This window comes from Bradyrhizobium sp. AZCC 1721 (assembly GCF_036924715.1).
Classification (GTDB): Bacteria; Pseudomonadota; Alphaproteobacteria; order Rhizobiales; family Xanthobacteraceae; genus Bradyrhizobium.
Window position 1 is genome coordinate 1,716,808 of record NZ_JAZHSB010000001.1, and the last position, 23,497, is coordinate 1,740,304.

Consider the following 23,497-nt stretch of genomic DNA (forward strand, 5'->3'; position numbering starts at 1 on the left):
AAAGCCCGCATGCCCTTAAGTCACGCCGAAATTGAAGACGATCGCCTGATCCGGGAATTGTTGCAGAACTGGGCGATCTGGCGCGATGCCGGAGATTGGGAGCGTTTCCGCACGGTCTGGCATCCGGACGGCCGCATGATGGCGACCTGGACGCAGGGCACCGGTGACGAGTTCATCGAAATCAGCAAGCAGGCCTGGGCCAAGGGCGTCAGCATCCTGCATTTTCTCGGCGGCATCTCGGTTGACCTCGCAGGCGCCCGCGCGATTGCGCAGACCAAAATGACGATCTCGCAGCGTGCCGAGGTCGAGGGCGTGCTGTGCGACGTGCTCTGCACCGGGCGATTCTACGACTTCCTCGAAAAGCGGGAGGGACGCTGGGGCATCGTGCTGCGCCAGCCGATCTATGAGAAGGACCGCATGGACCCCGTCACGCCGGGCACGGCCCCGGTGCTGGACAAGGCTCTCCTCGAGCAATTCCCGCCGGGCTACCGCCATCTCGCCTATTTGCAGACCCGCATCGGCTACACGGTCAAGCGCGACATGCCCGGCCTGAAGGGACCCGAGGTCGAGGCCTTGTATGCGCGCGGCGCGGCGTGGCTGCAGGGCAGGCCGCTCTAACTGATCTCCTTGCGCACCGTCGCTGCGGCGTCGCACATCGCCTTCAATTTCCCAAACGCGATATGGCGCGGCATGTATTTCATGCCGCAATCGGGCGCGATGACCAGCCGATCGGAGGCGACGTGCTTGAGGCCGTTGCGGATGCGGCCGGCCACCACACCGGCAGATTCGATCTCGGGATTGCCGAGGTCGAGCACGCCTAGCATGATCTTCTTCGACGATAAATCCTTGAGCACGCCGAGATCGAGCTTCGGCTGCGCCGCCTCGATCGAAATCTGCTCGGCACTGGTGTCGGCAAGTTCAGCAAGGAAGGAATAGCCGGCCGGCTTGGTCGAGCCGGGGACGACCGCGGCATAGCCGAAGCACAGATGCACCACGGTCGGCACGGTAATACCTTGCAGGGCGCGGTTGATCGCCTTCACAGCGTAGCGGCGGGCAAGGTCCGGGTTGTTGCGCACCCAGGGCTCGTCGAGCTGGATCACGTCAGCGCCGGCCTTTTGCAAATCGAGCGCTTCGGCGTTGACGGCTTCGGCAAATGCCATCGCCAGCTCTTCATCGTCCTTGTAGTACTCGTTCTTCGCCTGCTGGCTCATCGTGAACGGGCCGGGCAGGGTGATCTTGGCCGCGCGATCGGTATTCTGGCGCAGAAATTCCATGTCGTGCAGCTCGACCGGGCCGCGGCGTTTTACCGGACCGACCACACGCGGTACCGGCGTTTCGTGTCCGCTGCGCGAGGTGATCATCGCCGGATTTTCGTCATCGATGCCTTCAAGCGCGGTGGCGAAGCGATTCGAATAGCTCTCGCGGCGGATTTCGCCGTCGGTCACGATGTCGATGCCCGCGCGCTCCATGTCCCTGATCGCAACGATGGTGGCGTCGTCCTGCGCTTCTTCCAGGTGCTCCGCAGGCAGCCGCCACATCGCGTGCAGGCGCGTGCGCGGCACCACCTTTGACAACATCGCGTGATCGACCAGCCATTCCGGCTGCGGGTAGCTGCCAACGACGGTGGTCGGCAGAAGATGTTTCGGCAGGTTCACCATCGTCTCCGTGCTCTTGTTGTTATGCCTCTCGTTTCAAGCCGCACGTGTCGCAGCCGCCGCAACCTCGTCTTTCACGGGATTGCGCAGCACGCCGATGCCGGATACCTCGACCTCGACCATGTCGCCATCCTTCATCCACAGCGGCGGCGTGCGATAGGCGCCGACGCCGCCGGTGGTGCCGGTGACGATGACGTCGCCCGGAACCAGTTCGGTGAAGGTCGAGCAGTAGGCGATCAGGGCAGGGACGTCGAACACGAGGTCCGAGATCGGCGCGGCCTGCACTTCGACGCCGTTGAGGCGGGTCGCAATGGTCTGCTTGCTGATATCAGGGATTTCGTCTGTGGTGACCATCCACGGTCCGAATGCGCCGGTGCCGACAAAATTCTTTCCCGGCGCGAATTGCGAGGTGTGGCGCTGCCAGTCGCGGATGCTGCCGTCATTGTAGCAGGCATAGCCCGCAACATGCGCGAGCGCCTCTTCCCGCGAAATCCGGCGGCCGGCCTTGCCGACGATGACGGCCATCTCGCCCTCGTAATCGAAACGTTCGGATTCCAGCGGCCGGATCATCGGCTGGCCGCCACCGACCTGGCTATTGGCGAAACGCGTGAAGATCATCGGATGCGGCGGCGTGGGATGGCCGCTTTCGGCAAGGTGCGTGGCGTAGTTGACGCCGATGCAGAAGATCTTGTCCGGGTCGGGCACGGTCGGCAGCAACTCGATTTCGGCCAATGCGTAATCGGGACGCTCACCCTGCAGCGCTTTCAGTTCGTCGAGCAATCCGTTGGCGAGCAGCGACTTCAGGGTTGGATAAGCCTTAAGCCGCTTTCCGGCATCGATAATGCCTGCGTTCGTGACCAGCCCGTAGGTTGTCGTCTGACCTGCCTTGAAACTCGCGATCCTCATGTTGTGACACTCTCTTCGATGTTGGAAACGTAGGGCTGAATGGGCAGCACGATCTTGCCCGACCGGATCGGGACGCAGTCGGGCGGAAAGTCCTGGTGGAAGCGCGCGCCGGCTTCCTCTGCTCGGTCGAGAAAGCGCTCAAGGTGATCCATGGCGCCGCCAGGCAGATCGTGCAGCACCATCAGGCTCCACGGCTGCGAGCGGCACAGGTCGAGGGCTCGGTCGACCCAGCCATCGGGATCGTCCCAGTCGCGCGGGATCGCATTCCAAAGTACGCAGCTATGCCCGTTGCGGATGAGGTAGTCGACCACGGAGGGCTTCAACAGCCGCCGATCGAGATTGCCGCCGCCGCCGAACGGCCTGAACCAGCGCTCTGTATGGGCGAGGTTGCCGATCGCGTCTTGCGTCCGGCCGATCTCGCTTTGTGCCGCGTTCGGATCGCGCTGCTGCCCGAGCGGCACGGTGTGCGTAAAGGTATGATTGCCGATCCAGTGGCCTTCATCATGCGCGCGTGCGGCCAGCCGGCGACGCTCGCCATCGCCGAGCTTTTCGCCGATCACGAAGAACGTCGTCTTGATGCCGCGCTCGCGTAAGGTGTCGAGCACGCGCGGCGTGACGCCAGGCTCGGGACCATTGTCGAATGTCAGCGTCAGGTCGAACACGTTCACACTCCGTCAGGTCGCAGGCTGCAGGGCAGCGGGCGCGACTTCGCCCGCGGAGTCTTGCCCGGCGCGCGTGCCGGTCTGCCAGATCGCGGCCTTGCGCTCGATCCATTTGATGGCGGCGTTGAAGGCGATCGCCATCGCCAGCACCAGCAACACGCCGGCAAACACATGCGGGCTATCGAGAATGGTGCGGTAGCGCGAGATCAGATAGCCGATGCCCGCGGACGAGATCAGCATTTCCGACACCACCACACCGACGATCACAAGCGCGCCGCCGACGCGCAGTCCCGACAGCACGGTCGGGATCGCCGCTGGAATGATGACGCGAACCAGCCGCTGGCTCAGCGTCGCGCCCATGCTGCGGGCGGCCAGCAGCAACTGCGGATCGATGGTCTGGATGCCTGCGGCAGTCGCCAGCATCGTCGGCAGAAAGCCATAGATCGAAGCGAATGCGATCTTGGATTCCGAGCCGATGCCGAGCCAGACCGTGAAGACGGGATAGAGGATGACCAGCGGCACCGCATAGAGGCTCGAGACCATCGGCATGATCAGGATGCGCGGCCGCGGCAGGCTGCCGACGATGGCGCCGAGCAGGATGCCGCCGCCGCAGGCGAACGCCATCGAGATTGCGACTTCGTAGAGCGTGACGGCAAGCGCGTGGCCGTATTCGCCAGCCTCGTTCCATCCGGCCGCGAGCGTCGAGGACAGCGACGGCAGAAACAGTTCCGGAATGAAGCCGGCACGCGGCAGGATTTCCCACAGCGCAATGAGCCCGAACACGATCAATCTGCGAAGTGTTGCCGCGCTCATGCCAGCCTCACGCCGATTTGCGAATGTGCCGCCAGATGCGGTCGCGCAGACTGCCGAAGGCGTCGCCACTCAGCATCTCATAGGTGCGTGGGCGGGGCAGCGAGACCTGCAGATGATCGACGATGCGGCCAGGGCGCGGCGACATCACGATCACCTCGTCGGCGAGATAGACCGCTTCCGTCAGGCTATGGGTCACGAATACCACCGTCTTGCCGGTCGCCGCCCAGATCCGCAGCAGCTCGTCGCCCATGGTCATGCGGGTCTGTTCGTCGAGCGCCGCGAACGGCTCGTCCATCAGCAGCACCGGCGGGTCCTGCACCAGGCCGCGCGCAATCGAGACGCGCTGCTTCATCCCGCCCGACAGCTCATGCGGATGGCGCTTGCCGAAGCCCTCGAGGCCCACAAGCTTCAGGGCGTCCTGCGCTCTAACGCGTCGATCGCTTTTTGTGACGCCGCGCAGCGCCAGCGGAAACTCGACGTTTTCTTCCGCCGTCAGCCAGGGGAACAGGCTGGCTTCCTGAAACACCACGCCGACCCGGTTCGGATCGGGCTCGGGGATCGGCGCGCCGCTGATGGTGATGGTGCCGGAGGTCTGCTGGCGCAGGCCGGCCATCATCATCAGAAGCGTCGACTTGCCGCAGCCGCTCGGGCCGACCAGCACCACGAAGCGGCCGGGCCTGACGTCGAGCGAAACGTCTTCCAGCGCGACGACATCCTGTGTCGTGGTCTTGAAGATCTGCCCGACATTGCGGACTTCGATCGCGCCGGCCGGCTTCAGCGGGGTTATGTTCGCCAATGGCTGCATCGTGTTTCCACCCATCTGACCAGTTCATTGAAGGCAATCGCGATCACGGCGATCATCACCACGCCGGCCAGCAATTGCTTCATCTGGAAGTTCTCGCCCCAAGTCGCAATCTGGTGCCCGATGCCGTCGCGCGAGGCGTACATTTCGGCGAGAATGACGCCGGTGAGGTTGAAGATCATCGAGATCCGCAGCGCTTCCAGCAGGACGGGGAGCATGCTCGGCAGGTAGACGCGGAACGCGGTCTGAACAGGTGTCGCGCCATAGGAGCGGGCGACCGTCAAATGCTCGACCTTGACCGACTCCACCGCCGTCGTGGTCGACATGATCACGATGAAGATCGTCGAGAAGAAGCCGAAGCCCACCTTCTGCGAAAAGCCGACCCCGAACACCAGGATGAACATCGGTAGGAAGATCGACTTTGGAATGCTGAAGGCGAAGAACAGCAGCGGCTTTGCCACCTCGGCAAAATAGCGGTTCTCCGCGATCAGGAAGCCGATCAGCGCGCCGACGGGAACGGCGAGGGCGAAGGCGGTCACCACCTCGGTTGCGGTCACCGCGAGATCCTTGCGCACGCTCGCGCGCTGCAAGAGCTCGCCAAGTGTTGACAGCGTATCGGAGGCGGAGGGAAGCAGGCGCGGATTGACGATGCCGGTCCGCGACATGATTTCCCACATCGCAAACAGCGCCACCACAATGGCAACCCGCGCCGCCTTTACCGCTAGCCCGCTTTGCATCGCGCGTGTCTCAGAACTTGGTCGGAACCGGCTTGAACTGCGTCGAGATAATTTCCGAGGCCGGCCCAAGGTCCTTCATGCCGCTCGCCTTGGCCATGTCGAGCGCGAGCTGGAGCTGTTCCGGAATCTTCGGACCATCCATGCTGCCGTCGGTTTCCAGCTTCATGATCGTGTTATCATATTCCAGCGCCGCGATCTCGGCGGAAATTTCATAGAGCTCGGTGATCAGCTTGACGGAGGCGTCCTTGTTGGCGCGCATGTACATCAGTGCGCCATAGAGTGCGTTCAGCGTCTTCTGTACGAGTTGCGGCTTGTCCTGCACGTATTTGTCGAGCGCGATCCAGCCGGCGGCGAGATTCGGCGGCACTTCCTTGGAGAAATCGAGGATGGTGCGCGCTTCGCCCGATTTTGAGATCTGGAAACTCAGCGGCGAATAGACGACGGCCGCGTCGACGTTACCGGCAAGCAGGTTCGGCACCAGGCCACCGCCGCCGACGGGAACGCGAGTGAATTCGATCTTCTTGTCCTGCTGGGTCCACAACGCCAGCAGGTCGGAGCCGGAGCCTGCGGAGGTGATGGCGACCTTCTTGCCGTTCAGGTCCTTCACCCCAAGCGTCGATTTCGAAAGCGTCATCAACTGCCAGCCGTAATAGCCCGTGGCTGCACTCGCGAGCACCTTGGAATTCACGCCCTTCTTGCGCCCGGCCGATACCAGCGAAGTGGCGTCGAGGATCACGTCGGCGGCGCCCGCTGCCATCGCCTCGAAGGTCTCGGCGCCGCCGCGATAGATCGTGAGTTCAGCCGTGATGCCTTCCTTCTCGAACAGTTTTTGGCGCACCGCGGTTTCCGCGATCGTCGTCGGCCAGTAGGTTTTCGTCGGAAGCCCGATGCGGACGGCATCGGCGGCTTGCGCCATGCCTGATGCGCCAAGCACGGTGGCGGCTGCAATCGTTCCCAGTATGTGGCGTCGCGTGATTTTCATGGTGACGTTTCCCTTTGCTTTTCTTGATTTGATTTGGTCCTCGAACGGTCGATCAGGCGGTGTCGCCACCTCCGAACGTTTTCGGCGTAGCGAGCTCGACGAGATGCATGGTCGTCATGAAATGTTTCGAGAGCGCCGCGACTGCGGCCTCGGCATCGCGCTTGAGCACGGCATGCACGATTGCCGCGTGTTCGGCCTCGACATTGCGGGATTCTTCGCTGTTGCGCCGGATCGCAAGCCTTCGATAGCGTTCGCTCTGCTCGTGCAGGACGTCGCGAAAACCGAGCAACCATTGCGAGCCGCAGGCGTTCACCAGCGTGCGGTGAAAGACTCTGTGCCGCACCACCCACTCCTCGTAGTGATGGGTCGGATCGTCGGGGTAGGTGTAGGGCACGGCGCAGAGCGCCGCGAAAGATTTCTCCACCGAGGCAAGCCATGCCGCATCGCCACGCTCGATCGAACGGCGCAACGCCAGCCCTTCGATATCGACGCGGGTCTGTGTCACGTCCCTGAGGTCGGCTGATGATACCGGGCTGACACGAAAGCCGCGCTGGTCGGATGCCTGCACCAGCCCGTCCGCGACCAGCCGCGACAGCGCCTCGCGCACCGCGGCGAGGCTGACCGAAAACTGTTTGGCGAGACCGGCGATATGGAGCTTCTGGCCGGGTAGCAGCCGGGTCGAGAGAATATCCGCGCGCAGCCGTTCCTGAACGGCGGAGGTCAGGCTTCGCGGCCGCTCGTCGGCGAGGCGCTCGCCAAAACTCAACCCGATACTGCTCATGGCGGGCAGCTTGGCGAGAGTAGGTGGGATCGTCAATCGAAAATCGATTTTTTAGATAAGCCATTGTCGAAACTTGATTTTCTTCCTCGCCAGTTCGTTTCAAGCCGACGAGCCCGAATATCTCTTGATGAGCCAGATCAAAATCACCGTGACAACCTTCCTCCACTTCCTTTAGATAGTTCGCATGCGAAATAAATTGATCTCATCGATATGAGTCCGCGTCGCGAGCACCGGCTCGTGTTCCTGCTCAACGTCGCGCAACGCCGGCTGCAGCGCTGGATGGCGGCGCGGTCCCCGCACAGCGGCGTGACCGCCGCGCAGTCCGGCCTGCTCTTCGTCCTGGGCCAGCGCGACGGCGCCCTGATGGGCGAGGCGGGTGCGGCGCTCGATCTTGGACCACCTGGCATCAGCGGATTGGTGGACCGGATGACGGCGGCGAATCTGATCGAGCGGCGGGCCGATCCGGATGATGGGCGTGCATGGCGTCTCTGGCTAACGCCGGCCGGCCGCGCGGCGATGGCGCAGTCGAAAGCCGGGCTCGCCGACGTCAACGCGCGACTCACGGAAGGGTTTACCGACGCCGAGATCGATGTCGTTGCGCGCTGGCTTACCACCATGCAGAGCAGATTTCCCAAAGGAGAAGACGAATGACCGAGCACATCAAGATCGAGAAGAGCGACGGGATTTTGAGCCTGACGATGGCTCGCCCCGACAAGAAGAACGCGCTGACGAATGCGATGTACGGCGCGCTTGCGGACGCGATCGAAGCGGCGGAAACGGATTCATCCGTCCGTGTGCTGCTGATCCGCGGCGAGGGCGATATGTTCACCGCCGGCAACGACGTCGGCGAGTTTGCAGCCATTGCAACCGGCGCACTTCAGGGCGAGCGCCATGTCGGCCGCTTCCTGCAGGCGCTTGCACATTCGAGCCGCCCCCTGGTCGCAGCCGTTCAGGGACGCGCCGTCGGTATCGGCACCACGATGCTCTTGCACTGCGATCTGGTCGTGTTGGCCGAGAATGCGCTGTTGTCGACCCCGTTCGTTAATCTGGCGCTGGTGCCGGAAGCCGCTTCCAGCCTGCTGATGCCGCTTCGCATCGGCTATGCCCGCGCCTTCGAGATGTTCGCGCTCGGTGAGGCGGTCGATGCCAAATCCGCATTCGCCTGGGGACTTGCCAACCGCGTGGTGCCGCTCGACAAGCTCGATGCGGAAGCGAAGGCTTTCGCGTCCCGGTTGGCGAAACAGCCGGCGGGCGCCGTCAGCACGACCAAACGGCTGATGCGTAATCCGGAACTTCTGATGGCGCAGATCAAGGCCGAGAGCGAGCAGTTCGCGGCTCGCCTGAAGACGATGGAGGCGCGTGAGGCTTTCGTTGCGTTTGCCGAGCGCCGGCCGCCGGACTTTTTGAAACTGGCAAGCTAGCCGGCGCCGGCTGCATTGAAGATCGTTTTTCCTCGCCTGCGACGGCGAGGCAATTGACCGCCCGTGGCGGCCCAGCTACCTCTTTGGGCCGCCCGCGGGGGAAACAAATGAACAAGAACAATGACACTTCCGAATTCGACTACGTCATCGTCGGCGCCGGATCGGCCGGATGCGTGCTCGCCAATCGATTGACGGCCGACGGCAAGTACTCCGTCCTGTTGCTGGAGGCCGGGCCGAAGGACACCAATCTCTGGATCCACGTGCCGCTCGGCTACGGAAAACTGTTCAAGGAAAAATCCGTCAACTGGATGTACCAGACCGAGCCGGAACCGGGATTGAACGGGAGGCAGGTGTTCCAGCCGCGTGGCAAGGTGCTCGGCGGCTCCAGTTCAATCAACGGCCTGCTCTATGTGCGCGGCCAGCATGAGGATTACGATCGATGGCGGCAGCGCGGCAACGCCGGCTGGGGCTATGACGACGTACTGCCCTATTTCAAGAAGGCCGAGAACCAGCAGCGCGGCGCGGACAAATATCACGGCGCCGATGGTCCGCTGCCGGTATCCGACTGGCGGCATCATGATCCCCTGTCGGAAGCGTTTGTCGTTGCCGCGGCCGAGGCCGGCATTCCGACCAATCCCGATTTCAACGGCGCCACGCAGGAGGGCGCGGGATTTTTCCAGACCACGACGCGGCGTGGGCGCCGGGCCAGCACGGCGTTCTCCTACCTTCGTCCCGCCAGGAAACGATCCAACCTGCACATCGAGACTTCCGCGCTGGCGCAGCGCATCCTGTTCGAAGGACGCCGCGCCAAGGCGGTCGAGTACAAGCAGGAAGGCCGCGTGCGCACTGCACGGGCGCGCAAGGAAATTCTGGTCTCCAGCGGCGCATACAACTCGCCGCAACTACTGCAGCTCTCCGGCGTCGGACCGGCGGATCTGTTGAAGCAGCACGGCATCGAGATCGTGCTCGACGCGCCCGGCGTCGGCAACGATCTGCAGGACCACATGCAGGTCCGCCTGATCACCCGCTGTGCGCAAAAGTGTACGCTCAACGATGTCGTTAATAACCCGATCCGCAAGATGATGGCGGGCATTCAGTACGCAGCCCTGCGCAAGGGGCCGCTGACGATCGCGGCCGGCACGTCAGGCGCTTTCTTCAAGACCAGCCCACGGCTGGCGTCGCCCGACATTCAGATTCACTTTCTGCCGTTCTCGACCGACAAGATGGGCGAGAAGCTGCATGCGCTTTCCGGGTTCACCGCCTCCGTCTGCCAGTTGCGCCCGGAGAGCCGCGGCTCGCTGCGTATCAGGAGCGCCGATCCTTCCCAACCGCCGGAAATCCGCATCAATTACCTCGCCACCGAAACCGATCGCCGCGCTTTCATCGACGGCATCCGCATCCTGCGCAAGATTCTCGCAGCCCCCGCGCTGAAGGCTTACGCGGTCTCAGAAGTCGATCCGGGTTCGAAGGTGCAGAGCGACGACGAACTGCTGGATTTCTGCCGCCGCACCGGCAGCACGGTCTATCACCCGACCTCGACCTGCCGGATGGGCAGCGATGCGCTCGCGGTCGTCGACCAGCGCTTGCGCGTGCGCGGCATCGAAGGCCTTCGCGTGGTCGACGCCTCGATCATGCCGGACCTGATGTCGGGCAATACCAACGCGCCGACGATTATGATCGCAGAGAAGGCGTCCGACATGATTTTGGAGGATGCAAGGTAGGCAACGGCGTCAGCGGCAAACACCGCTGTCATCATCCGCCAACGGGTCGCGCGAACGCGCGCCCGATGACAGGCTCCGGCGGATGATCCAGTACGCCGTGACGTCTCGGCTCTTACCTCCGCTGGCGGTTACTGGATGCCCGCCTTCGCGGGCATAACGACGATGTCGCGCATCATCCCTTCCACCCCCGCACCCGCTTGAGCATCTGCTCGACATGGGCGATCGGTGTTTCCGGCTGGATGCCGTGGCCGAGGTTGAAGATCAGCCGTCCTTGCGCGTAGTTTGCCAGCACGTCGTCGACGGCGCGGTCGAGTGCGGCGCCGCCTGCGATCAACGCCAGCGGATCGAGATTGCCCTGCACGGCGACACGGTTCTGCACGCGCTCGCGGATCATGGAAGGTTCGGCCGCCCAGTCGATGCTGACCGCGTTGACGCCCGTTGCCTCCACATAGGCCGGCAGCAGCGCGCCGGCGCCGCGCGGAAAGCCGATGATCTTGGCATCCGGCACTTGCGCGCGCACGCCGACAACGATGCGCTTCGCGGGCTCGATCGACCAGCGCTCGAATTCGCGCGGCGGCAGCACGCCGGCCCAAGTGTCGAAGATCTGCAAGCAGTCGGCGCCGGCCTTGAGCTGGCCGAGCAGATACTGGATCGAATTCTCCACCAGCACGTCGATGATTTCAGCGAACGCCTCGGGATGACGGTATGCCATCATCCGCGCCGGCGCCTGGTCCGGCGTGCCCTGTCCTGCAACCATGTAGGTTGCGACCGTCCAGGGCGCGCCGCAGAAGCCGATCAGCGCGATCTCAGGTGCGAGCTCGCGCTTCACGCGACGTAACGCTTCATAGACCGGTTCGAGCTTGCCGAAATCGGCATGGCGCGCGAGCGCCGCCACTTGCTCCGGAGTATCGAGCGGATCGAGCCGCGGACCTTCGCCGGCCTCGAAGCGCACGGAGCGGCCGAGTGCGTAGGGGATGACGAGAATGTCGGAAAAAATGATCGCCGCATCGAAGTTGAAACGGCGGATCGGTTGCAGCGTTACCTCGGCGGCATATTCCGGCGTAAAGCACAGATCGAGAAAGCTTCCAGCCTTGGCGCGCAGCTCGCGATACTCCGGCAGATAGCGGCCGGCCTGTCGCATCATCCAGACCGGCGGCACCTTCTGCCTGCGGCCGGAGAGCACTTCGACAAAAGGTTTCACGACGGATTTCTGAGACAAAACGTGGATTCCTGCGGGCGCGGCTGATGCGCCTCTGATACACGCAGGTTCCCTCGAGGCCAAGGACGGATAGCGAGGGCAAACGTGGAACCGGCGTAAAACGGGGCCGTTATCTCATTCATGGAGGTTCCTATGGCCCAGAAGTTCAATCCTGCTGCGCACGACAAGCACGCCGACGATCCCCGCGAAGCGCTGAAGGCCGACCGGGAAATCCATGAAAAACTCGAGGCCGGGCTGGTCGACACGTTTCCGGCATCGGACCCCGTGAGCGCTGCGCAACCGGCGCCGTCGAAAGCCGATCACGAACATGAGAATCCATCGCGCTAATGCAAAAATGGTGTGAATCGTTTCGCGTGGCGAACGGCCTCCCCAAGGGAGGCCGTTTCTGTTTGTACCTTCAATAATGCGGCGGCGGCTCGTTCGCCGGGCCGGGCAAGTTGCTTTCGGCTTCCCGCAGCCGCTCCTTCAGTTCAGCCAATTGGCGCGTCAAGGAATCGATCTGGTGCCACTGTGCGGTAATCGTGTGATTCAGCACCTCGATCGTCTCATCCTGGAACGTCGCCCGTATTTCCAGCGCGTCGAGGCGCTCGCTCAGTGCGGTGACGTCATTCGTGCGCGCCATCGTTCCCTCGTCGCTGCCGCAGGCCGTGGCCCAGCGCCACGCGTTCGTCGAACACGAAGCATTCGCCGCGCCAGCGGCTCTCATTCTCCGGTACGCCTTCGAGATAGCGGAGGATGCCGCCCTTGAGATGATAGACCTCGTCAAATCCGTGCGCCAGCAGATAGGCGCTGGCCTTCTCGCATCGGATACCGCCGGTACAGAACATCGCAATCCGCTTGTGCTTCGCCGGATCGAGCTTCTGTGCGGCGAATTCCTTGAACTGCCCAAAGCTCTTGATGCCGGGGTCGACGGCGCCTTCGAACGTCCCCATCGCCACTTCGAACGCATTGCGGGTGTCGATGATCAGCGTGTCGGGGGCTGCAATCAGTTCGTTCCAGTCTGACGGCTCGACATAGGTGCCGACCTGGCGCGTCGGATCGACCGCCATATCTCCGAGCGTAACGATTTCCTTCTTCAGCCGGATCTTCAGCCGCCGAAACGGCATCTCGGAAGCGGTCGAAAACTTGAGTTCGAGATTGCCGAGCCGCCCGCCGAAAAGGGCGCCGTGCTGCAATTCGCCGACGAACGCGTCGATGCTCGCATCGCCGCCCGCAACCGTACCGTTGATGCCCTCATGCGCCAGCAGCACGCTGCCCTTCAGCCCGAGGTCTGCAGCAAACGACCGCAGCGGTTCGCGTAACTCCCGGAAGTCCGGCAGCGCGGCGAATTGATAGAAGGCGGCGACCTTGAGCGGCATGGCGATCGTTTATCAGGCGGGCCTCGCAGGGGAAACCCCGTCGTCGTCCCTGCGAACGCAGGGACCCATAACCACCAGTCGTCGGAATGGCAGAAGGCGTCTACCGCACTGCCCATAGGACACAGCGTATGGGCCCCTGCGTTCGCAGGGGCGACGGAGATCGTGACTTTTCTTGGCATGCCAGCCATTGCCCTGCCGGGGATGAATATGCCAAAGAACCGTCTGTAAACCCGCCCGATGCTTCCGCGGGATGCTCAAGAAACGCTGAAAAGAAAGCACTCGCGATGAGGAATTTCCATTTCGCCGGCCGCTCCACGGTCCATGCCCAGAACGCGATGGTGGCAACGTCGCATCCGGAGGCCGCATTGGTCGCAATCGACGTGATGAGGGCGGGCGGCACGGCGGCGGACGCCGCGGTCGCGGCTTGCGCGTTGCTCGGCGTCATCGAGCCGCAATCGACCGGTATCGGGGGCGATTGCTTCGCGCTGATCCAACCCAGGGGCGAGGGCAAGATTGTCGCCTACAATGGCTCCGGCCGCGCGCCGATGGCGGCCAAGGCCGAATGGTACCTCGAACGCAAGATCCATTCGGTACCGCTGACCTCGGCGCATGCGGTGAGCATTCCCGGCGCGATCGACGCCTGGGAGACGATCCTGCGCGACCACGGCAAGATGGGACTCGATACGCTTCTGCAGCCCGCGATCAAGGCTGCGGAGGAAGGCTACGTCGTCGCGCCCCGTATTGCTTTCGACTGGAAGAATCAGTTCGAGAAGCTGAAGAGCGGCACCAACACCGAGCGCTATCTGCTGCCGCACGGCAAGCCCGCGGTGGCTGGCGACGTGATCCACCAGCCCGAATTGGGCAAGACCCTGCGTGCGATCGCCAAGAACGGCCGCGACGCCTTTTATACCGGCGAGATCGCCGCGGACATGGTAGAGACCTTGCGCGGCATCGGCGGCCTGCACACGCTGGAAGATTTCGCCGCACATTCGACCGAGACGACATCGCCGATCGGCACGATGTACAAAGGCCACGATGTCTGGCAGTGCCCGCCGAACGGTCCTGGCATTACCATGCTAGTGATGCTGAATATCCTTTCTCGCTTCGATCTAACGAAATTCGCGCCACTCAGCGTCGAGCGTTTCCATCTGGAGGCGGAAGCCGCGCGCATCGCTTACATGATGCGAGAGCAGTACGTCGCCGATCCGCAGCATGTTCATGTCGATGTCGCCGGAATCCTCGCCAAGGAGTTCGCCGACGAGCACATCAAGAACATCCGGATGGACCGGCTGCTCGATCTGCCGAACGTCGCGCCGCCGATGAATCCATCGACCGTCTACATCACGGTGGTCGACAAGGACCGCAATGTCTGTTCGTTCATCAACTCGATCGCGCATTCCTTCGGCTCGGCGATCGTTTCCAACAAGACCGGCATCCTCCTGCAGAACCGCGCCGGCGGTTTCCGGATTCAGCCCGGCCATCCCAACTGCATCGCGCCGGGCAAGCGCCCGCTGCACACCATCATCCCGTCGCTCGCGACCAAGAACGGTCGCGCGATAATGCCGTTCGGCGTGATGGGCGGCCAGTATCAGCCGGTGGGACAGACCCACGTGCTGACCAATATGCTGGACTATGGTTGCGATGTGCAGGAAGCCATCGATATGCCGCGCGGCCTGCATTACGAAGGCGTCTACCAGCTCGAGGACAGCGTGCCGGCCGAGATCGTCGAGGGCCTGAAGAAGATCGGCCACAAGACTACCAGCGTGGTCGGTCCGCTCGGCGGCGGCCAGGCGATCTGGATCGACTGGGACAAGGGTACGCTGACCGGCGGTTCCGATCCCCGCAAGGACGGTTGCGCGCTGGGCTACTGAGCGTCTAGAAGCTCGGTCTCTCCAGAAAGAGGTTCAACAGATGCGCTTCTCGCGACGCACGATCTTCCGAACCGCATTTACCGCCATGGCAGCCGCGGTTTCAACGCCCGCTGCCATCAGGATGGCAGCGGCCCAGACCGCAGGAAAACCCATGACCACAGCTTCAGGCTTGCAGATCATCGACAGCAAGGTCGGCACCGGCGCCTCGCCCAAGACCGGCCAGACCTGCGTCATGCATTACACCGGCTGGCTGTACGAGGACGGCCAGAAGGGCAAGAAGTTCGATTCCTCCGTCGACCGTAACGAGCCGTTCGAGTTCAAGATCGGCCAGCGCCAGGTGATCGCCGGCTGGGACGAAGGCGTCGCATCGATGAACGTCGGCGGCAAGCGCACGCTGATCATTCCGCCCGCGCTCGGTTACGGCGCGCGCGGCGCCGGCGGCGTTATTCCGCCAAATGCGACGCTGATGTTCGACGTCGAATTGCTGGCGGTGAAGTAGCCGCACACTGAACGAGGGAGCGCATCGTGAAGGTCTCGATCCTCGACGACTATTTCGACACGCTGCGCACCCTCGATTGTTTCAGCAAGCTGGCGGGACACGACGTCACGATCTGGAACGATCACGTCCAGGATGTCGATGCGCTGGTGGAGCGCCTGCGCGATACCGAGGCGCTCGTGTTAATCCGCGAGCGCACGCAGATCCGGACACCGCTGCTGGAACGCTTGCCGAAACTGAAGCTGATCAGCCAGCGCAGCGTCTACCCGCATATCGACATCGACACCTGCACCCGGCTCGGCATCGTCGTGTCGTCGAGCCAGCATGCCGATACGCCGTCCTATGCGACCGCCGAATTCACCTGGGGCCTGATCCTGGCGGCGATGCGCGCCATTCCGCAGCAGATGGCGGCGCTCAAGGCCGGCAAATGGCAGATCGGCGTCGGCCACACGCTGCGTGGCAAGACGCTCGGCATTTATGGCTATGGGCGGATCGGTGCCGTCGTCGCGGGCTACGGCAAGGCGTTCGGCATGAACGTGCTGGTATGGGCGCGCGAACCGGCCATGGCGAAGGCCCGCGCCGACGGATACGAGACTGCCGCGAGCAAGGCTGGTTTCTTCGAACGATGCGACGTCCTTTCGCTGCACATGCGGCTCGTCGATGCCACGCGCGGCATCGTGAAAGCAGAAGATCTTGCGCGCATGAAGCCGTCGGCGCTTCTGGTCAACACCAGCCGTGCGCCGCTGATCGAGCCGAACGCGCTGGTCAACGCGCTGCGCGCCGGAAGACCTGGCATGGCGGCGGTGGACGTCTACGAAAAAGAGCCGCTTCGCGACGTCAGCGATCCCCTCCTGAACATGGACAACGTGGTCTGCACGCCGCATCTCGGCTACGTCTCGCGCGACGAATACGAAATCCAGTTCACGGATATCTTCGATCAGATCGTTGCCTATGCCGCCGGAACACCGACGAATGTCGTCAATCCGGATGTGATGGCCAGACGGCGTTGAATAGGCGGGGTGCGCCCGGCCATGACGAAAACCGGGACGCCCATGCGCCGCCGGCTCCCTTAATCTTCTGGTTTGCGGCCCCGGATTTCGATACCGTTGGGGACAAACGATCTTTCGAGAAAGCGCCCAATGACCGGCACGCATGACCACACCCATTTGCACCACTCCCACGATCACGACGAGCGCTGGAAGCATGACGGCGTCCGCGTGATTCCCGGCAATCAGCTCGATCCCAACGTGCCCTCGACCGCGGGCATGGACCGCAAGGCCGCGATCAATTTCGCCCGCGTCGGCGCGCAGAAATTGTGGGCGGGCACGGTGACGATCCGGCCCGATGCCAAGACCGGCGCGCATCACCACGGCCATCTCGAAAGCATCATCTATGTCGTGAAGGGCAAGGCGCGGATGCGCTGGGGCGAACATCTGCAGTTCACCGCCGAGGCCGGCCCCGGCGATTTCATCTTCGTGCCGCCCTACGTGCCGCATCAGGAGATCAATGCCAGCCGCGACGAGGTGCTGGAATGCGTGCTGGTGCGCTCTGACGGCGAGGCGGTGGCGATCAATCTCGACATCGAGCCGGTGGAAAAGCCGGAGACCGTGCTGTGGGTCGATCCGGTGCACCGCGATCCCGCCGAGAAGAAGTGACGATCGCAACGTTACCTGGCATCGCAGCCGCTTGAGAGAATCCCATGACGCTTGTTCGCTACGAGAGCACGGGCCACGTCGCCACCATCACGATGGATCGTAGATCCTCGCACAACGCGCTCAACAACGCCTTGTGCGACGAACTGCGGCAGGCCTGGCAGCGTTTTCACGACAGCGACGATCGCGTGGCGGTGCTCGCCTCGTCCGAGGACGCGTATTTCTCGGTCGGCGCCGACGTGAAGGATCTCCCCGTCAACATGTGGCACGCGGTGCCCGGCTTGGGCGTTGAGCTGGACAAGCCGGTCATTGCCGCGACCTCGGGATGGGTCGTCGGCGGCGCCTTCGTGCTGGTGCAGATGGCCGACATGTGCGTGGCCTCGGAGACGACGCGCTTCATCTACCCCGAGGGCAAGATCGGCACCACCGCTGGCGGCGTCTCCTCGGTGATGGCGCGCATGCCGCACAAGATCGCCATGGAATTCCTCCTGGTCGGTGAGGAAATGTCGGCGGAGCGGGCCTATCAGATTGGCTTCGTCAACAAGGTCGCGCCGAAGGGACAGCATGTCGCACTCGCCCAGGAGATGGCCGCAAAAATCGCCGCCAACGCGCCGCTGGTGGTTCGAGCCCTGAAGAAGCTCGCCCGCGATGCGATACCGAAGGGGCCCCTGGAGACGGTCGCCGAGGTGCGCCGGCTGCTCGACGTCGTGCGCGACAGCGACGACCTCAAGGAAGGCGTCAAGGCGTTCGCGGAAAAGCGCAAGCCTGACTTCAAGGGCAGGTAGCGGCTATCCGCCGGCAGGTTCCAGTGACCGTGCGCCAACTCGCCGCCAGAAAAATAATTTGAAACGGGATGTCGGACTTGTCTCCGTCCGTTCGTCCTAGGTCCGAACCCGCGAAAGGAGCCCATCATGGCCAAAATGATCTTCGTCAATCTGCCTGTCAGCGATCTCGCCCGCTCGACCGCCTTCTACCAGGCGATCGGCGGCGAAAAGAATCCGCAATTTTGCGATGATACGGCGTCCTGCATGGTGTTTTCCGAGACCATCTACGTCATGCTGCTGACGCACGACAAATACCGCCAGTTCACCCCAAAGAAGATCGCCGACGCCAAGACCACCAGCCAGGTTCTGATCTGCCTTTCCGCCGACAACCGTGAGGCGGTGGACGATATGGTCAGCAAGGCGCAAGGCGCAGGCGGCGGCGCCGACCCGGGCCCGAAACAGGATTACGGCTCCATGTATGGCCGCAGCTTCGAAGATCCCGACGGCCACCATTGGGAAGTGATGTGGATGGATGTCGCGGCCGCAACCGCTGCGCAATCCGCCACGGCCGCCGCCTGATATGAACGCAGGGTGGGCAAAGCGATAGCGTGCCCACCATTACGTTCGCGATCCACCGAGAGATGGTGGGCACAGCGCTATGGCGCCTTTGCCCACCCTATTTGCGCGTACGCTGGAGCCATCAACGCAGCAACCAGGCCAACTGCGGATAGCGAACAAAAGCAGTTACTGAAATTCATTTGAAGCCGATCAATCTATCCCGACATCGCACCGGGTTGCACGCGTTTCGATGTGGCAGAATTATCACTCGCGCGGCTTACTCGCCCGCAGGTTAGTGATTGCGAAAACGCGTTCGATGCGATGGACATAAAAATCCGGAGCCATCACACTGAATTTCGCCGCAATGTCAGTTCGCTCCAGATTCCGCCCCAGATCGTCCGTGAAGCCAGCGACCCGATCATTTTCTGTTCTGTCCGATTCGATGATGCGCACGGGCATCACCGCGGGACTTCTTTTTGTTCTCGCGCACTTTGCGATGCTGATCGGCGTCACCGCCCCGGAAAAATTCTATTTCGACGAGGTGCATTACGTCCCGGCGGCGCGGCAGATGCTTGAGCCGACGATGCGAGAGCCGATGCTCAATCCGATGCATCCACCGCTCGCCAAGCAGTTCATCGCCCTGTCGATCCATTCATTAGGCGACGGACCGCTGGGCTGGCGATATCCGGCCGTGCTGTTCGGATCGCTCGCCGTTGTTGCGGTGTATCTGTGCGGCCTGGCGCTGTTCGCCGCCCAGAGCCCGGCGATTGCGGCGAGCCTGCTCGCCTTTTTCAATCAGATGCTGTTCTTGCAATCGCGGATCGCGATGCTGGATATTTTTGCGCTCGCTTTCGGCCTGTTCGCCATCGCGGCATTCATGCATGGCTTTCGAAGAGAGCGGCCGCATCTGTGGTTCGCGCTTGCCGGGATCGGCTTTGGCCTATCGGCCGGCTGCAAATGGAGCGGGCTGTTCGCGCTCGCAGTCTGCATCGGCATCGTCGCCGTGATCCGCTTGATGCAAAGCTGGCGCACTCACTTCGCGGATGCCGGGCCGGAGGATTGGTACCGGCCCGATCGCTGGCCCGGTTTCAAGGCCTGGCATTTCGCTGTCTGCTTCGCAGTAATTCCGGCCGTCGTTTATCTTGCCACCTTCATTCCGCTCTACGGATTGTCAGTTTCGGATATTCTGCAGGCGCAACGGCGCATCTTCAACGATAACACGACGAGTGCGATTGCAGGCCACACCTATATGAGTTCATGGCCGTCCTGGCCGTTCCTGGTGCGCCCGGTCTGGTATCTTTTTGACAAGGTCGACGAAGACCATATCGCCGCCGTGGTCTTCCTCGGCAACCCGCTGATCCTGTGGCCGGCGCTGATTGCGGTCGCGATCTGCCTGCGCGACTGGATCGTGACGCGGCGGGCCGACGCCTTCCTGATACTGGCGTTCTATTTCGGCCCATACCTCGCATGGGCATTGCTGCCGCGAACGCTCGGCTTCATCTATTACTATCTGCCGGCGGCGACCACGGCGAGCCTTGCGCTGGTGTATGCCTTGAAACGCGGCAGCATGCCCGGTTGGGTGCTATGGGCCTACGTTGCAATCGGCTTTGCCGGCTTTGCCGCAATGTTGCCGATATCGGCCGCGTTCATAGGTACCTCGATGGCGACGTTCAGCCGCCTGATGATCTTCCAGAACTGGATTTGAGGCGGCCATTCGCGCTGTTTAGCCAATAGAAAATCCGCCTGCCACTGGCGGCAGGCGGATCGGCTTTCAAAACCTCACTTTTCAAAAACTCACTTGGAGGCGGTCTTGCTATCCATGTTGACGACCTGAACGCGGCGGTTGGTGGGGTCCATCGGCGCATTCGCGTCCTTCGGCTTGGTCTCGCCGTAACCGACCGTCACGAGATTGGAACCGGCGATGCCGTACTTCTCGGTCAGGTACTTCTTGATCGTATCGGCACGTCGCTCGGAAAGATCCTGGTTGTAGGCCTCGCTGCCGATCGCGTCGGTATGACCGGCGACCACAAAGGTCGAACCCTTCAGGCTCGAATCGGAGAGCGCCTTGCCGAGTTCCTGCACAGCGGAAACCGAGTTCTTGCTGATGTCGGCCGAATTGTAGTCGAACTGAATTTCGAGATCGATCTTCGGTTTGCTCGCGGCAAGTTCCGCGATTTCCTGGCGCTCGCCGAGCGACAGCGACCGGGTCTTGCGGTTGCGTAGGGTGTCGACGAAGCCGACTTCCTTGGCCTTTGCGGCAGCATCCACCGGCTGCTGCGGGCCGGTCGAAAGGCCGCGGGTCGCGCCCGGCTTCGGCTTCAGAGCGTCCAGGATCTTGTCGGCCGAGACGGTGTCGCCGGCGACGGCCAGCCCCGCCGTCATCGACAGCGCGGCGCCGATAGTCATGATCGAGAGAAAGCGGGTCATTGTCGTAATCCTCACTGTTAACGCCTGCAAACTGGCGTGCATGACGTTTTGATGCTGCGACGATAGGACGGGTTCAAAGCAGGCAATGTGATTCAAATCACATTGGTAAAGGCTGCCTGATGTCGAAGTCGAGGCCGGTGACGCCGGAGGTCGCGGCGCTAGCTGCGCTGTCGTAACTGAACGGTCCAAGCAGGTGGCAACGACGCTTCGCCGGATAACGGACCGCTCCGTCACTTCCCGCCGCGACTTTGGAAAAGAAAAAGCGGCTCGTCGCGCCAGTGCCGATCTGTGGACAACAAATCGGCCAGATGCGCGTCTAGCAAAAACTACTCACAATACAATCTGAAGAAGAATTCGTTCGGGGCAACCAACGGGCGGGGCGGGTGTTACAGTCAGTCAAGCGTCAGCGTGAGTATCTGGGTCATCGCACCAGCGCATCCGAGCCAGCCGGTTCCGGAAGTTCAATGCCAACACTGATCGGCGCGGCGATGATCGCCGCTGCAATCTTGCTGTCGACGCTGCTCAACGCGCTCGGCAGCCGCTATGTCGGGTTTGAAAGCCCGACGGAGGAGAGCGCGTGGCTGGTCGATCGCCTCACCGGCCATGTCTACAAATGCCATGCGCCGCAGCCCGGCCGCGCCTCCTGCGAGGCCGAGATCGCAACCGGCAGCGTCGGAGATCGGCAGAAGCAGTGAGGTGAGTTCGCGCCGCGAGGCGGCGGTCAGGGAACCCGGGACTCCCCACACGCGCGAATCCCGCTACATTGCCGTGCGATGCCCCGCACGACTAAGCCCCATCTCCTGACCAAGCTGGAAGCCCGGCGAATCTGGCTGCACGCTCAACGGCTCGACACCAGCGAACCGTTCGGCGCCGGACCGCAGGCGGTCGCGGCCGTGGTGGACCATCTCGGCTATGTCCAGATCGACACCATCCACGTCATCGAGCGCTGCCATCACCACATTCTCTATAGCCGCATCCCGGCTTACGCCCGCGCCGACCTGCGCCAGGCGCAGAGCGTCGACAAGAGCGTGTTCGAATACTGGACCCACGCCCTGTCCTATGTGCCGGCGAAGGATTTTCGCTTCTTCGTTCCGGCGATGCGAGAGCACCGGCGCGAAGGCCACCCATGGTTTGCCTCCGTCAAGCCGGAGGACACCCGCAAGGTGATGCGGCTGTTGCGGCGCGACGGCGCGCTCACCATCCGCGACATCGAGGATGACATCCTGACCGAGAAAGAGCATCTGTGGCAGAGCCGAAAACCCTCGAAGCGGGCGCTGCAGCTTGCCTTCTACACCGGCGAGGTGACGATCTCCGAACGCACCGGCATGCTCAAGACCTATGAGCTGATGACGCGGCATTTCGGTTGGGACAAGCCGCCAAAGCCGGCTCCCTCAGCGGAAATCACCGCCTACCTGCTCGACCGCGCGCTTCGCTCGCAAGGAATCGTCAGCCTGGATTCCGCCTGCCATCTCGACGCGCCGAGTAAGCCCGCGGTGCGGCGCCTGATCGAGGCGCGGGTGCGGCGCAAGGAACTGGTGCCGGTCGCGCTTGAAGGCGCAGGCAAGCAGGAGCACTGGGCCCGGCCGGAAGTGCTGGAGGCGAATGGGACGGCGGATATAAGCGAGGGCCCGGTGCACATCCTCTCGCCGTTCGACCCCCTGATCATTCAGCGCAAGCGCACCGAACTGTTCTTCGATTACGGCCACCGCTTCGAGGCCTATGTGCCGAAGGAGAAGCGCCTGTTCGGCTATTTCGCGCTGCCGGTGCTGGTCGGCGAAGACATCGTCGCCGCCATCGATCTCAAAACCGACCGCCAGAACAAGAAACTCCTGTTGCAGAAATGGAGCTGGGTCGGCAAGGGCGCGGTGAGGGCGGCGCGCAAGGACTACAAGCGGCGCATCGAGGAAGAGCTGGATCGCTTCGAGCGGTTTCAGTTGGGGGAGTAGCGTTTGCGTTCGGGAACCCGACTCCGCCTCATCGGTTAGTTCCATGTGCCACAGCCCGGGAGGGCGACATGGGCAAGGACAAATCGGTTCTGGAGAAATTCACCGACACGGTGAAGGAGATTGCGAACACCGCGACGGAAGCTGCCAGCCAGGCGCTGAAAGCCGACGAGCCGGGGTTGAAGGCCGACGAACGCGCGGCGGCCTACGTGCCGCTTGCTGCCGATGGTCTCGTGTCCGATCCGCTGATGGTGCCGCCGACCGCAGCCGCGCCCGCACGGCAGAGGCGCACAACGAAACAACGGCGCCGCGCGCCGGCGGCCAGGGCGAGGAAAGCCGGAACGGCCAAGTCTCGAACGGCCAAGTCTCGAACTGCCAAGTCTCGAACTGCGAAAGCCCGAGCTGCGAAGGCTGGAGCCGCCAAGACTCGAACCGCACAGGCGCGGAGCGCCAAGAAGACAACGAAGAGGTCGGCCGCAAGGAAATCGAGCAGCCAGAAATCGAGGCCGGCGAGCAAGACCGCGAGAAGCGCGACGGCCACCGCAAAGAAGTCTCGCAAGAAAGCTCGACGTGCCTGATGCACGGGTGACGGGCGAGGCCATGGCCGGTGGAGGAGTGTTCCAGTTCGGCGTTCGGCGCGAGGACTTCTGAGTTCCGCTGTGCCGGGCTAAGGAGCTGGCTGGTCCGGAGGAAGCAATTACCTCTTAACCTCATCCGTCTTCACGGATT

The 23,497-nt window shown here is 62.8% G+C and carries 28 protein-coding genes; 15 read left to right on the plus strand and 13 right to left on the minus strand.

Annotation, left to right across the window (positions count from 1 at the left end):
• Positions 1-9 precede the first annotated feature (9 nt).
• Positions 10-618: a nuclear transport factor 2 family protein gene (locus V1273_RS08380; RefSeq protein ID WP_334409230.1), complete on the plus strand. Its 609-nt coding sequence runs from the start codon at positions 10-12 to the stop codon at positions 616-618.
• Here the strand turns inward: V1273_RS08380 and V1273_RS08385 are convergent.
• The 8 genes from V1273_RS08385 to V1273_RS08420 are packed head-to-tail and all read right to left on the minus strand — an operon-like array spanning position 615 to position 7,374.
• Positions 615-1,655, minus strand: coding sequence for a 5-methyltetrahydropteroyltriglutamate--homocysteine methyltransferase (locus V1273_RS08385; RefSeq protein WP_334409231.1), 1,041 nt, complete (start codon positions 1,653-1,655; stop codon positions 615-617). The two genes, V1273_RS08380 and V1273_RS08385, sit on opposite strands and share 4 nt — an antisense overlap.
• 36 nt (positions 1,656-1,691) lie before the next feature.
• The gene (locus V1273_RS08390; RefSeq protein ID WP_334409232.1) at positions 1,692-2,561 is read right to left on the minus strand and encodes a fumarylacetoacetate hydrolase family protein; all 870 of its coding nucleotides are present in this window, start codon (positions 2,559-2,561) and stop codon (positions 1,692-1,694) included.
• On the minus strand, positions 2,558-3,223 hold the full coding sequence (locus tag V1273_RS08395) for a polysaccharide deacetylase family protein (protein WP_334409233.1): 666 nt from the start codon (positions 3,221-3,223) through the stop codon (positions 2,558-2,560). Before V1273_RS08395 ends, V1273_RS08390 begins: the two co-directional genes overlap by 4 nt.
• Positions 3,224-3,235: 12 nt before the next feature.
• On the minus strand, positions 3,236-4,036 hold the full coding sequence (locus V1273_RS08400; RefSeq protein ID WP_028349513.1) for an ABC transporter permease: 801 nt from the start codon (positions 4,034-4,036) through the stop codon (positions 3,236-3,238).
• Between the two features lie 7 nt (positions 4,037-4,043).
• A complete protein-coding gene (locus V1273_RS08405; RefSeq protein ID WP_334367322.1) occupies positions 4,044-4,841 on the minus strand; it encodes an ABC transporter ATP-binding protein in 798 nt (265 codons plus the stop codon).
• Positions 4,820-5,575 (minus strand): ABC transporter permease, encoded by a 756-nt coding sequence (locus tag V1273_RS08410; protein WP_334367323.1) that lies wholly within the window; start codon positions 5,573-5,575, stop codon positions 4,820-4,822. The genes V1273_RS08405 and V1273_RS08410 overlap by 22 nt, the downstream gene beginning before the upstream one ends.
• A gap of 10 nt (positions 5,576-5,585) precedes the next feature.
• Positions 5,586-6,557, minus strand: a complete 972-nt coding sequence (locus V1273_RS08415) for an ABC transporter substrate-binding protein (protein ID WP_334409234.1) — start codon at positions 6,555-6,557, stop codon at positions 5,586-5,588.
• Between the two features lie 52 nt (positions 6,558-6,609).
• A complete protein-coding gene (locus V1273_RS08420) occupies positions 6,610-7,374 on the minus strand; it encodes a GntR family transcriptional regulator (protein ID WP_334409235.1) in 765 nt (254 codons plus the stop codon).
• Positions 7,375-7,548: 174 nt separating this feature from the next.
• Here V1273_RS08420 and V1273_RS08425 point away from each other — a divergent pair, with 174 nt between their 5' ends.
• From V1273_RS08425 to V1273_RS08435, 3 genes are all read left to right on the plus strand, one after another.
• Positions 7,549-7,989: a MarR family winged helix-turn-helix transcriptional regulator gene (locus V1273_RS08425; RefSeq protein WP_334409236.1), complete on the plus strand. Its 441-nt coding sequence runs from the start codon at positions 7,549-7,551 to the stop codon at positions 7,987-7,989.
• Complete coding sequence (locus tag V1273_RS08430; protein WP_057844086.1) at positions 7,986-8,759, plus strand: enoyl-CoA hydratase; 774 nt, start codon at positions 7,986-7,988, stop codon at positions 8,757-8,759. Before V1273_RS08425 ends, V1273_RS08430 begins: the two co-directional genes overlap by 4 nt.
• Positions 8,760-8,866: 107 nt before the next feature.
• On the plus strand, positions 8,867-10,480 hold the full coding sequence (locus V1273_RS08435) for a GMC family oxidoreductase (protein ID WP_334409237.1): 1,614 nt from the start codon (positions 8,867-8,869) through the stop codon (positions 10,478-10,480).
• A 172-nt stretch (positions 10,481-10,652) separates the two neighbouring features.
• Here the strand turns inward: V1273_RS08435 and hemE are convergent, their stop codons facing one another.
• Positions 10,653-11,699 (minus strand): uroporphyrinogen decarboxylase, encoded by a 1,047-nt coding sequence (hemE, locus tag V1273_RS08440; protein WP_334409238.1) that lies wholly within the window; start codon positions 11,697-11,699, stop codon positions 10,653-10,655.
• Positions 11,700-11,831: 132 nt separating this feature from the next.
• Between hemE and V1273_RS08445 the strand changes: the two genes are divergently transcribed.
• Entirely contained in the window at positions 11,832-12,026 is a 195-nt protein-coding gene (locus V1273_RS08445) for a hypothetical protein (protein WP_334409239.1), read from the plus strand.
• 70 nt (positions 12,027-12,096) lie between these two features.
• Here V1273_RS08445 and V1273_RS08450 read toward each other — a convergent pair whose 3' ends face one another.
• Both V1273_RS08450 and trhO read right to left on the minus strand, forming a co-directional pair.
• On the minus strand, positions 12,097-12,321 hold the full coding sequence (locus V1273_RS08450) for a SlyX family protein (RefSeq protein WP_028349523.1): 225 nt from the start codon (positions 12,319-12,321) through the stop codon (positions 12,097-12,099).
• The gene (gene trhO, locus V1273_RS08455) at positions 12,305-13,057 is read right to left on the minus strand and encodes an oxygen-dependent tRNA uridine(34) hydroxylase TrhO (protein ID WP_334409240.1); all 753 of its coding nucleotides are present in this window, start codon (positions 13,055-13,057) and stop codon (positions 12,305-12,307) included. Before trhO ends, V1273_RS08450 begins: the two co-directional genes overlap by 17 nt.
• A 284-nt stretch (positions 13,058-13,341) precedes the next feature.
• On the opposite strand from trhO, the gene ggt reads away from it, so the two are divergent.
• From ggt to V1273_RS08485, 6 genes are all read left to right on the plus strand, one after another.
• The gene (gene ggt / locus V1273_RS08460) at positions 13,342-14,928 is read left to right on the plus strand and encodes a gamma-glutamyltransferase (RefSeq protein ID WP_334409241.1); all 1,587 of its coding nucleotides are present in this window, start codon (positions 13,342-13,344) and stop codon (positions 14,926-14,928) included.
• A gap of 85 nt (positions 14,929-15,013) precedes the next feature.
• Positions 15,014-15,427, plus strand: coding sequence for an FKBP-type peptidyl-prolyl cis-trans isomerase (locus V1273_RS08465; RefSeq protein ID WP_334412183.1), 414 nt, complete (start codon positions 15,014-15,016; stop codon positions 15,425-15,427).
• Positions 15,428-15,453: 26 nt separating this feature from the next.
• The gene (locus V1273_RS08470) at positions 15,454-16,434 is read left to right on the plus strand and encodes a D-2-hydroxyacid dehydrogenase family protein (protein ID WP_334409242.1); all 981 of its coding nucleotides are present in this window, start codon (positions 15,454-15,456) and stop codon (positions 16,432-16,434) included.
• 129 nt (positions 16,435-16,563) lie between these two features.
• Positions 16,564-17,079, plus strand: a complete 516-nt coding sequence (locus tag V1273_RS08475; protein ID WP_334409243.1) for a cupin domain-containing protein — start codon at positions 16,564-16,566, stop codon at positions 17,077-17,079.
• Positions 17,080-17,123: 44 nt separating this feature from the next.
• Positions 17,124-17,861, plus strand: coding sequence for an enoyl-CoA hydratase/isomerase family protein (locus V1273_RS08480; RefSeq protein ID WP_334367335.1), 738 nt, complete (start codon positions 17,124-17,126; stop codon positions 17,859-17,861).
• A gap of 126 nt (positions 17,862-17,987) precedes the next feature.
• Positions 17,988-18,419, plus strand: a complete 432-nt coding sequence (locus V1273_RS08485; protein ID WP_334409244.1) for a VOC family protein — start codon at positions 17,988-17,990, stop codon at positions 18,417-18,419.
• 243 nt (positions 18,420-18,662) lie between these two features.
• Here V1273_RS08485 and V1273_RS08490 read toward each other — a convergent pair whose 3' ends face one another.
• Positions 18,663-18,851, minus strand: coding sequence for a hypothetical protein (locus tag V1273_RS08490; RefSeq protein ID WP_334409245.1), 189 nt, complete (start codon positions 18,849-18,851; stop codon positions 18,663-18,665).
• Here V1273_RS08490 and V1273_RS08495 point away from each other — a divergent pair.
• Positions 18,844-20,103 carry a phospholipid carrier-dependent glycosyltransferase gene (locus V1273_RS08495; RefSeq protein ID WP_442894072.1) on the plus strand — a complete coding sequence of 420 codons (1,260 nt, stop codon included), beginning with the start codon at positions 18,844-18,846 and terminating at the stop codon, positions 20,101-20,103. The two genes, V1273_RS08490 and V1273_RS08495, sit on opposite strands and share 8 nt — an antisense overlap.
• Positions 20,104-20,192: 89 nt before the next feature.
• On the opposite strand, the gene V1273_RS08500 is transcribed toward V1273_RS08495, so the two are convergent.
• Positions 20,193-20,825 carry an OmpA family protein gene (locus V1273_RS08500; protein ID WP_065743393.1) on the minus strand — a complete coding sequence of 211 codons (633 nt, stop codon included), beginning with the start codon at positions 20,823-20,825 and terminating at the stop codon, positions 20,193-20,195.
• 464 nt (positions 20,826-21,289) lie between these two features.
• Here V1273_RS08500 and V1273_RS08505 point away from each other — a divergent pair, with 464 nt between their 5' ends.
• The 3 genes from V1273_RS08505 to V1273_RS08515 all read left to right on the plus strand — a co-directional run bounded on the left by V1273_RS08505 (position 21,290) and on the right by V1273_RS08515 (position 23,346).
• Positions 21,290-21,520, plus strand: a complete 231-nt coding sequence (locus tag V1273_RS08505; protein WP_334367341.1) for a hypothetical protein — start codon at positions 21,290-21,292, stop codon at positions 21,518-21,520.
• 78 nt (positions 21,521-21,598) lie between these two features.
• Positions 21,599-22,771 (plus strand): winged helix-turn-helix domain-containing protein, encoded by a 1,173-nt coding sequence (locus V1273_RS08510; protein WP_334409247.1) that lies wholly within the window; start codon positions 21,599-21,601, stop codon positions 22,769-22,771.
• A gap of 68 nt (positions 22,772-22,839) precedes the next feature.
• Positions 22,840-23,346, plus strand: coding sequence for a hypothetical protein (locus V1273_RS08515; protein WP_334409248.1), 507 nt, complete (start codon positions 22,840-22,842; stop codon positions 23,344-23,346).
• Positions 23,347-23,497: the final 151 nt, after the last annotated feature.

What these genes read in the sequence shown, in the direction of transcription:
- V1273_RS08405 (WP_334367322.1), bottom strand. Translation starts at nt 4,841, where the DNA reads ATGCAGCCATTGGCGAACATAACCCCGCTGAAGCCGGCCGGCGCGATC.
- ggt (WP_334409241.1), top strand. Translation starts at nt 13,342, where the DNA reads ATGAGGAATTTCCATTTCGCCGGCCGCTCCACGGTCCATGCCCAGAAC.
- V1273_RS08430 (WP_057844086.1), top strand. Translation starts at nt 7,986, where the DNA reads ATGACCGAGCACATCAAGATCGAGAAGAGCGACGGGATTTTGAGCCTG.
- V1273_RS08485 (WP_334409244.1), top strand. Translation starts at nt 17,988, where the DNA reads ATGGCCAAAATGATCTTCGTCAATCTGCCTGTCAGCGATCTCGCCCGC.
- V1273_RS08500 (WP_065743393.1), bottom strand. Translation starts at nt 20,825, where the DNA reads ATGACCCGCTTTCTCTCGATCATGACTATCGGCGCCGCGCTGTCGATG.
- V1273_RS08415 (WP_334409234.1), bottom strand. Translation starts at nt 6,557, where the DNA reads ATGAAAATCACGCGACGCCACATACTGGGAACGATTGCAGCCGCCACC.
- V1273_RS08505 (WP_334367341.1), top strand. Translation starts at nt 21,290, where the DNA reads ATGCCAACACTGATCGGCGCGGCGATGATCGCCGCTGCAATCTTGCTG.
- V1273_RS08425 (WP_334409236.1), top strand. Translation starts at nt 7,549, where the DNA reads ATGAGTCCGCGTCGCGAGCACCGGCTCGTGTTCCTGCTCAACGTCGCG.
- V1273_RS08435 (WP_334409237.1), top strand. Translation starts at nt 8,867, where the DNA reads ATGAACAAGAACAATGACACTTCCGAATTCGACTACGTCATCGTCGGC.
- V1273_RS08480 (WP_334367335.1), top strand. Translation starts at nt 17,124, where the DNA reads ATGACGCTTGTTCGCTACGAGAGCACGGGCCACGTCGCCACCATCACG.
- trhO (WP_334409240.1), bottom strand. Translation starts at nt 13,057, where the DNA reads ATGCCGCTCAAGGTCGCCGCCTTCTATCAATTCGCCGCGCTGCCGGAC.
- V1273_RS08380 (WP_334409230.1), top strand. Translation starts at nt 10, where the DNA reads ATGCCCTTAAGTCACGCCGAAATTGAAGACGATCGCCTGATCCGGGAA.
- V1273_RS08495 (WP_442894072.1), top strand. Translation starts at nt 18,844, where the DNA reads ATGCGCACGGGCATCACCGCGGGACTTCTTTTTGTTCTCGCGCACTTT.
- V1273_RS08445 (WP_334409239.1), top strand. Translation starts at nt 11,832, where the DNA reads ATGGCCCAGAAGTTCAATCCTGCTGCGCACGACAAGCACGCCGACGAT.
- V1273_RS08475 (WP_334409243.1), top strand. Translation starts at nt 16,564, where the DNA reads ATGACCGGCACGCATGACCACACCCATTTGCACCACTCCCACGATCAC.
- V1273_RS08410 (WP_334367323.1), bottom strand. Translation starts at nt 5,575, where the DNA reads ATGCAAAGCGGGCTAGCGGTAAAGGCGGCGCGGGTTGCCATTGTGGTG.
- V1273_RS08515 (WP_334409248.1), top strand. Translation starts at nt 22,840, where the DNA reads ATGGGCAAGGACAAATCGGTTCTGGAGAAATTCACCGACACGGTGAAG.
- V1273_RS08390 (WP_334409232.1), bottom strand. Translation starts at nt 2,561, where the DNA reads ATGAGGATCGCGAGTTTCAAGGCAGGTCAGACGACAACCTACGGGCTG.
- V1273_RS08400 (WP_028349513.1), bottom strand. Translation starts at nt 4,036, where the DNA reads ATGAGCGCGGCAACACTTCGCAGATTGATCGTGTTCGGGCTCATTGCG.
- V1273_RS08510 (WP_334409247.1), top strand. Translation starts at nt 21,599, where the DNA reads ATGCCCCGCACGACTAAGCCCCATCTCCTGACCAAGCTGGAAGCCCGG.
- V1273_RS08465 (WP_334412183.1), top strand. Translation starts at nt 15,014, where the DNA reads ATGGCAGCCGCGGTTTCAACGCCCGCTGCCATCAGGATGGCAGCGGCC.
- V1273_RS08450 (WP_028349523.1), bottom strand. Translation starts at nt 12,321, where the DNA reads ATGGCGCGCACGAATGACGTCACCGCACTGAGCGAGCGCCTCGACGCG.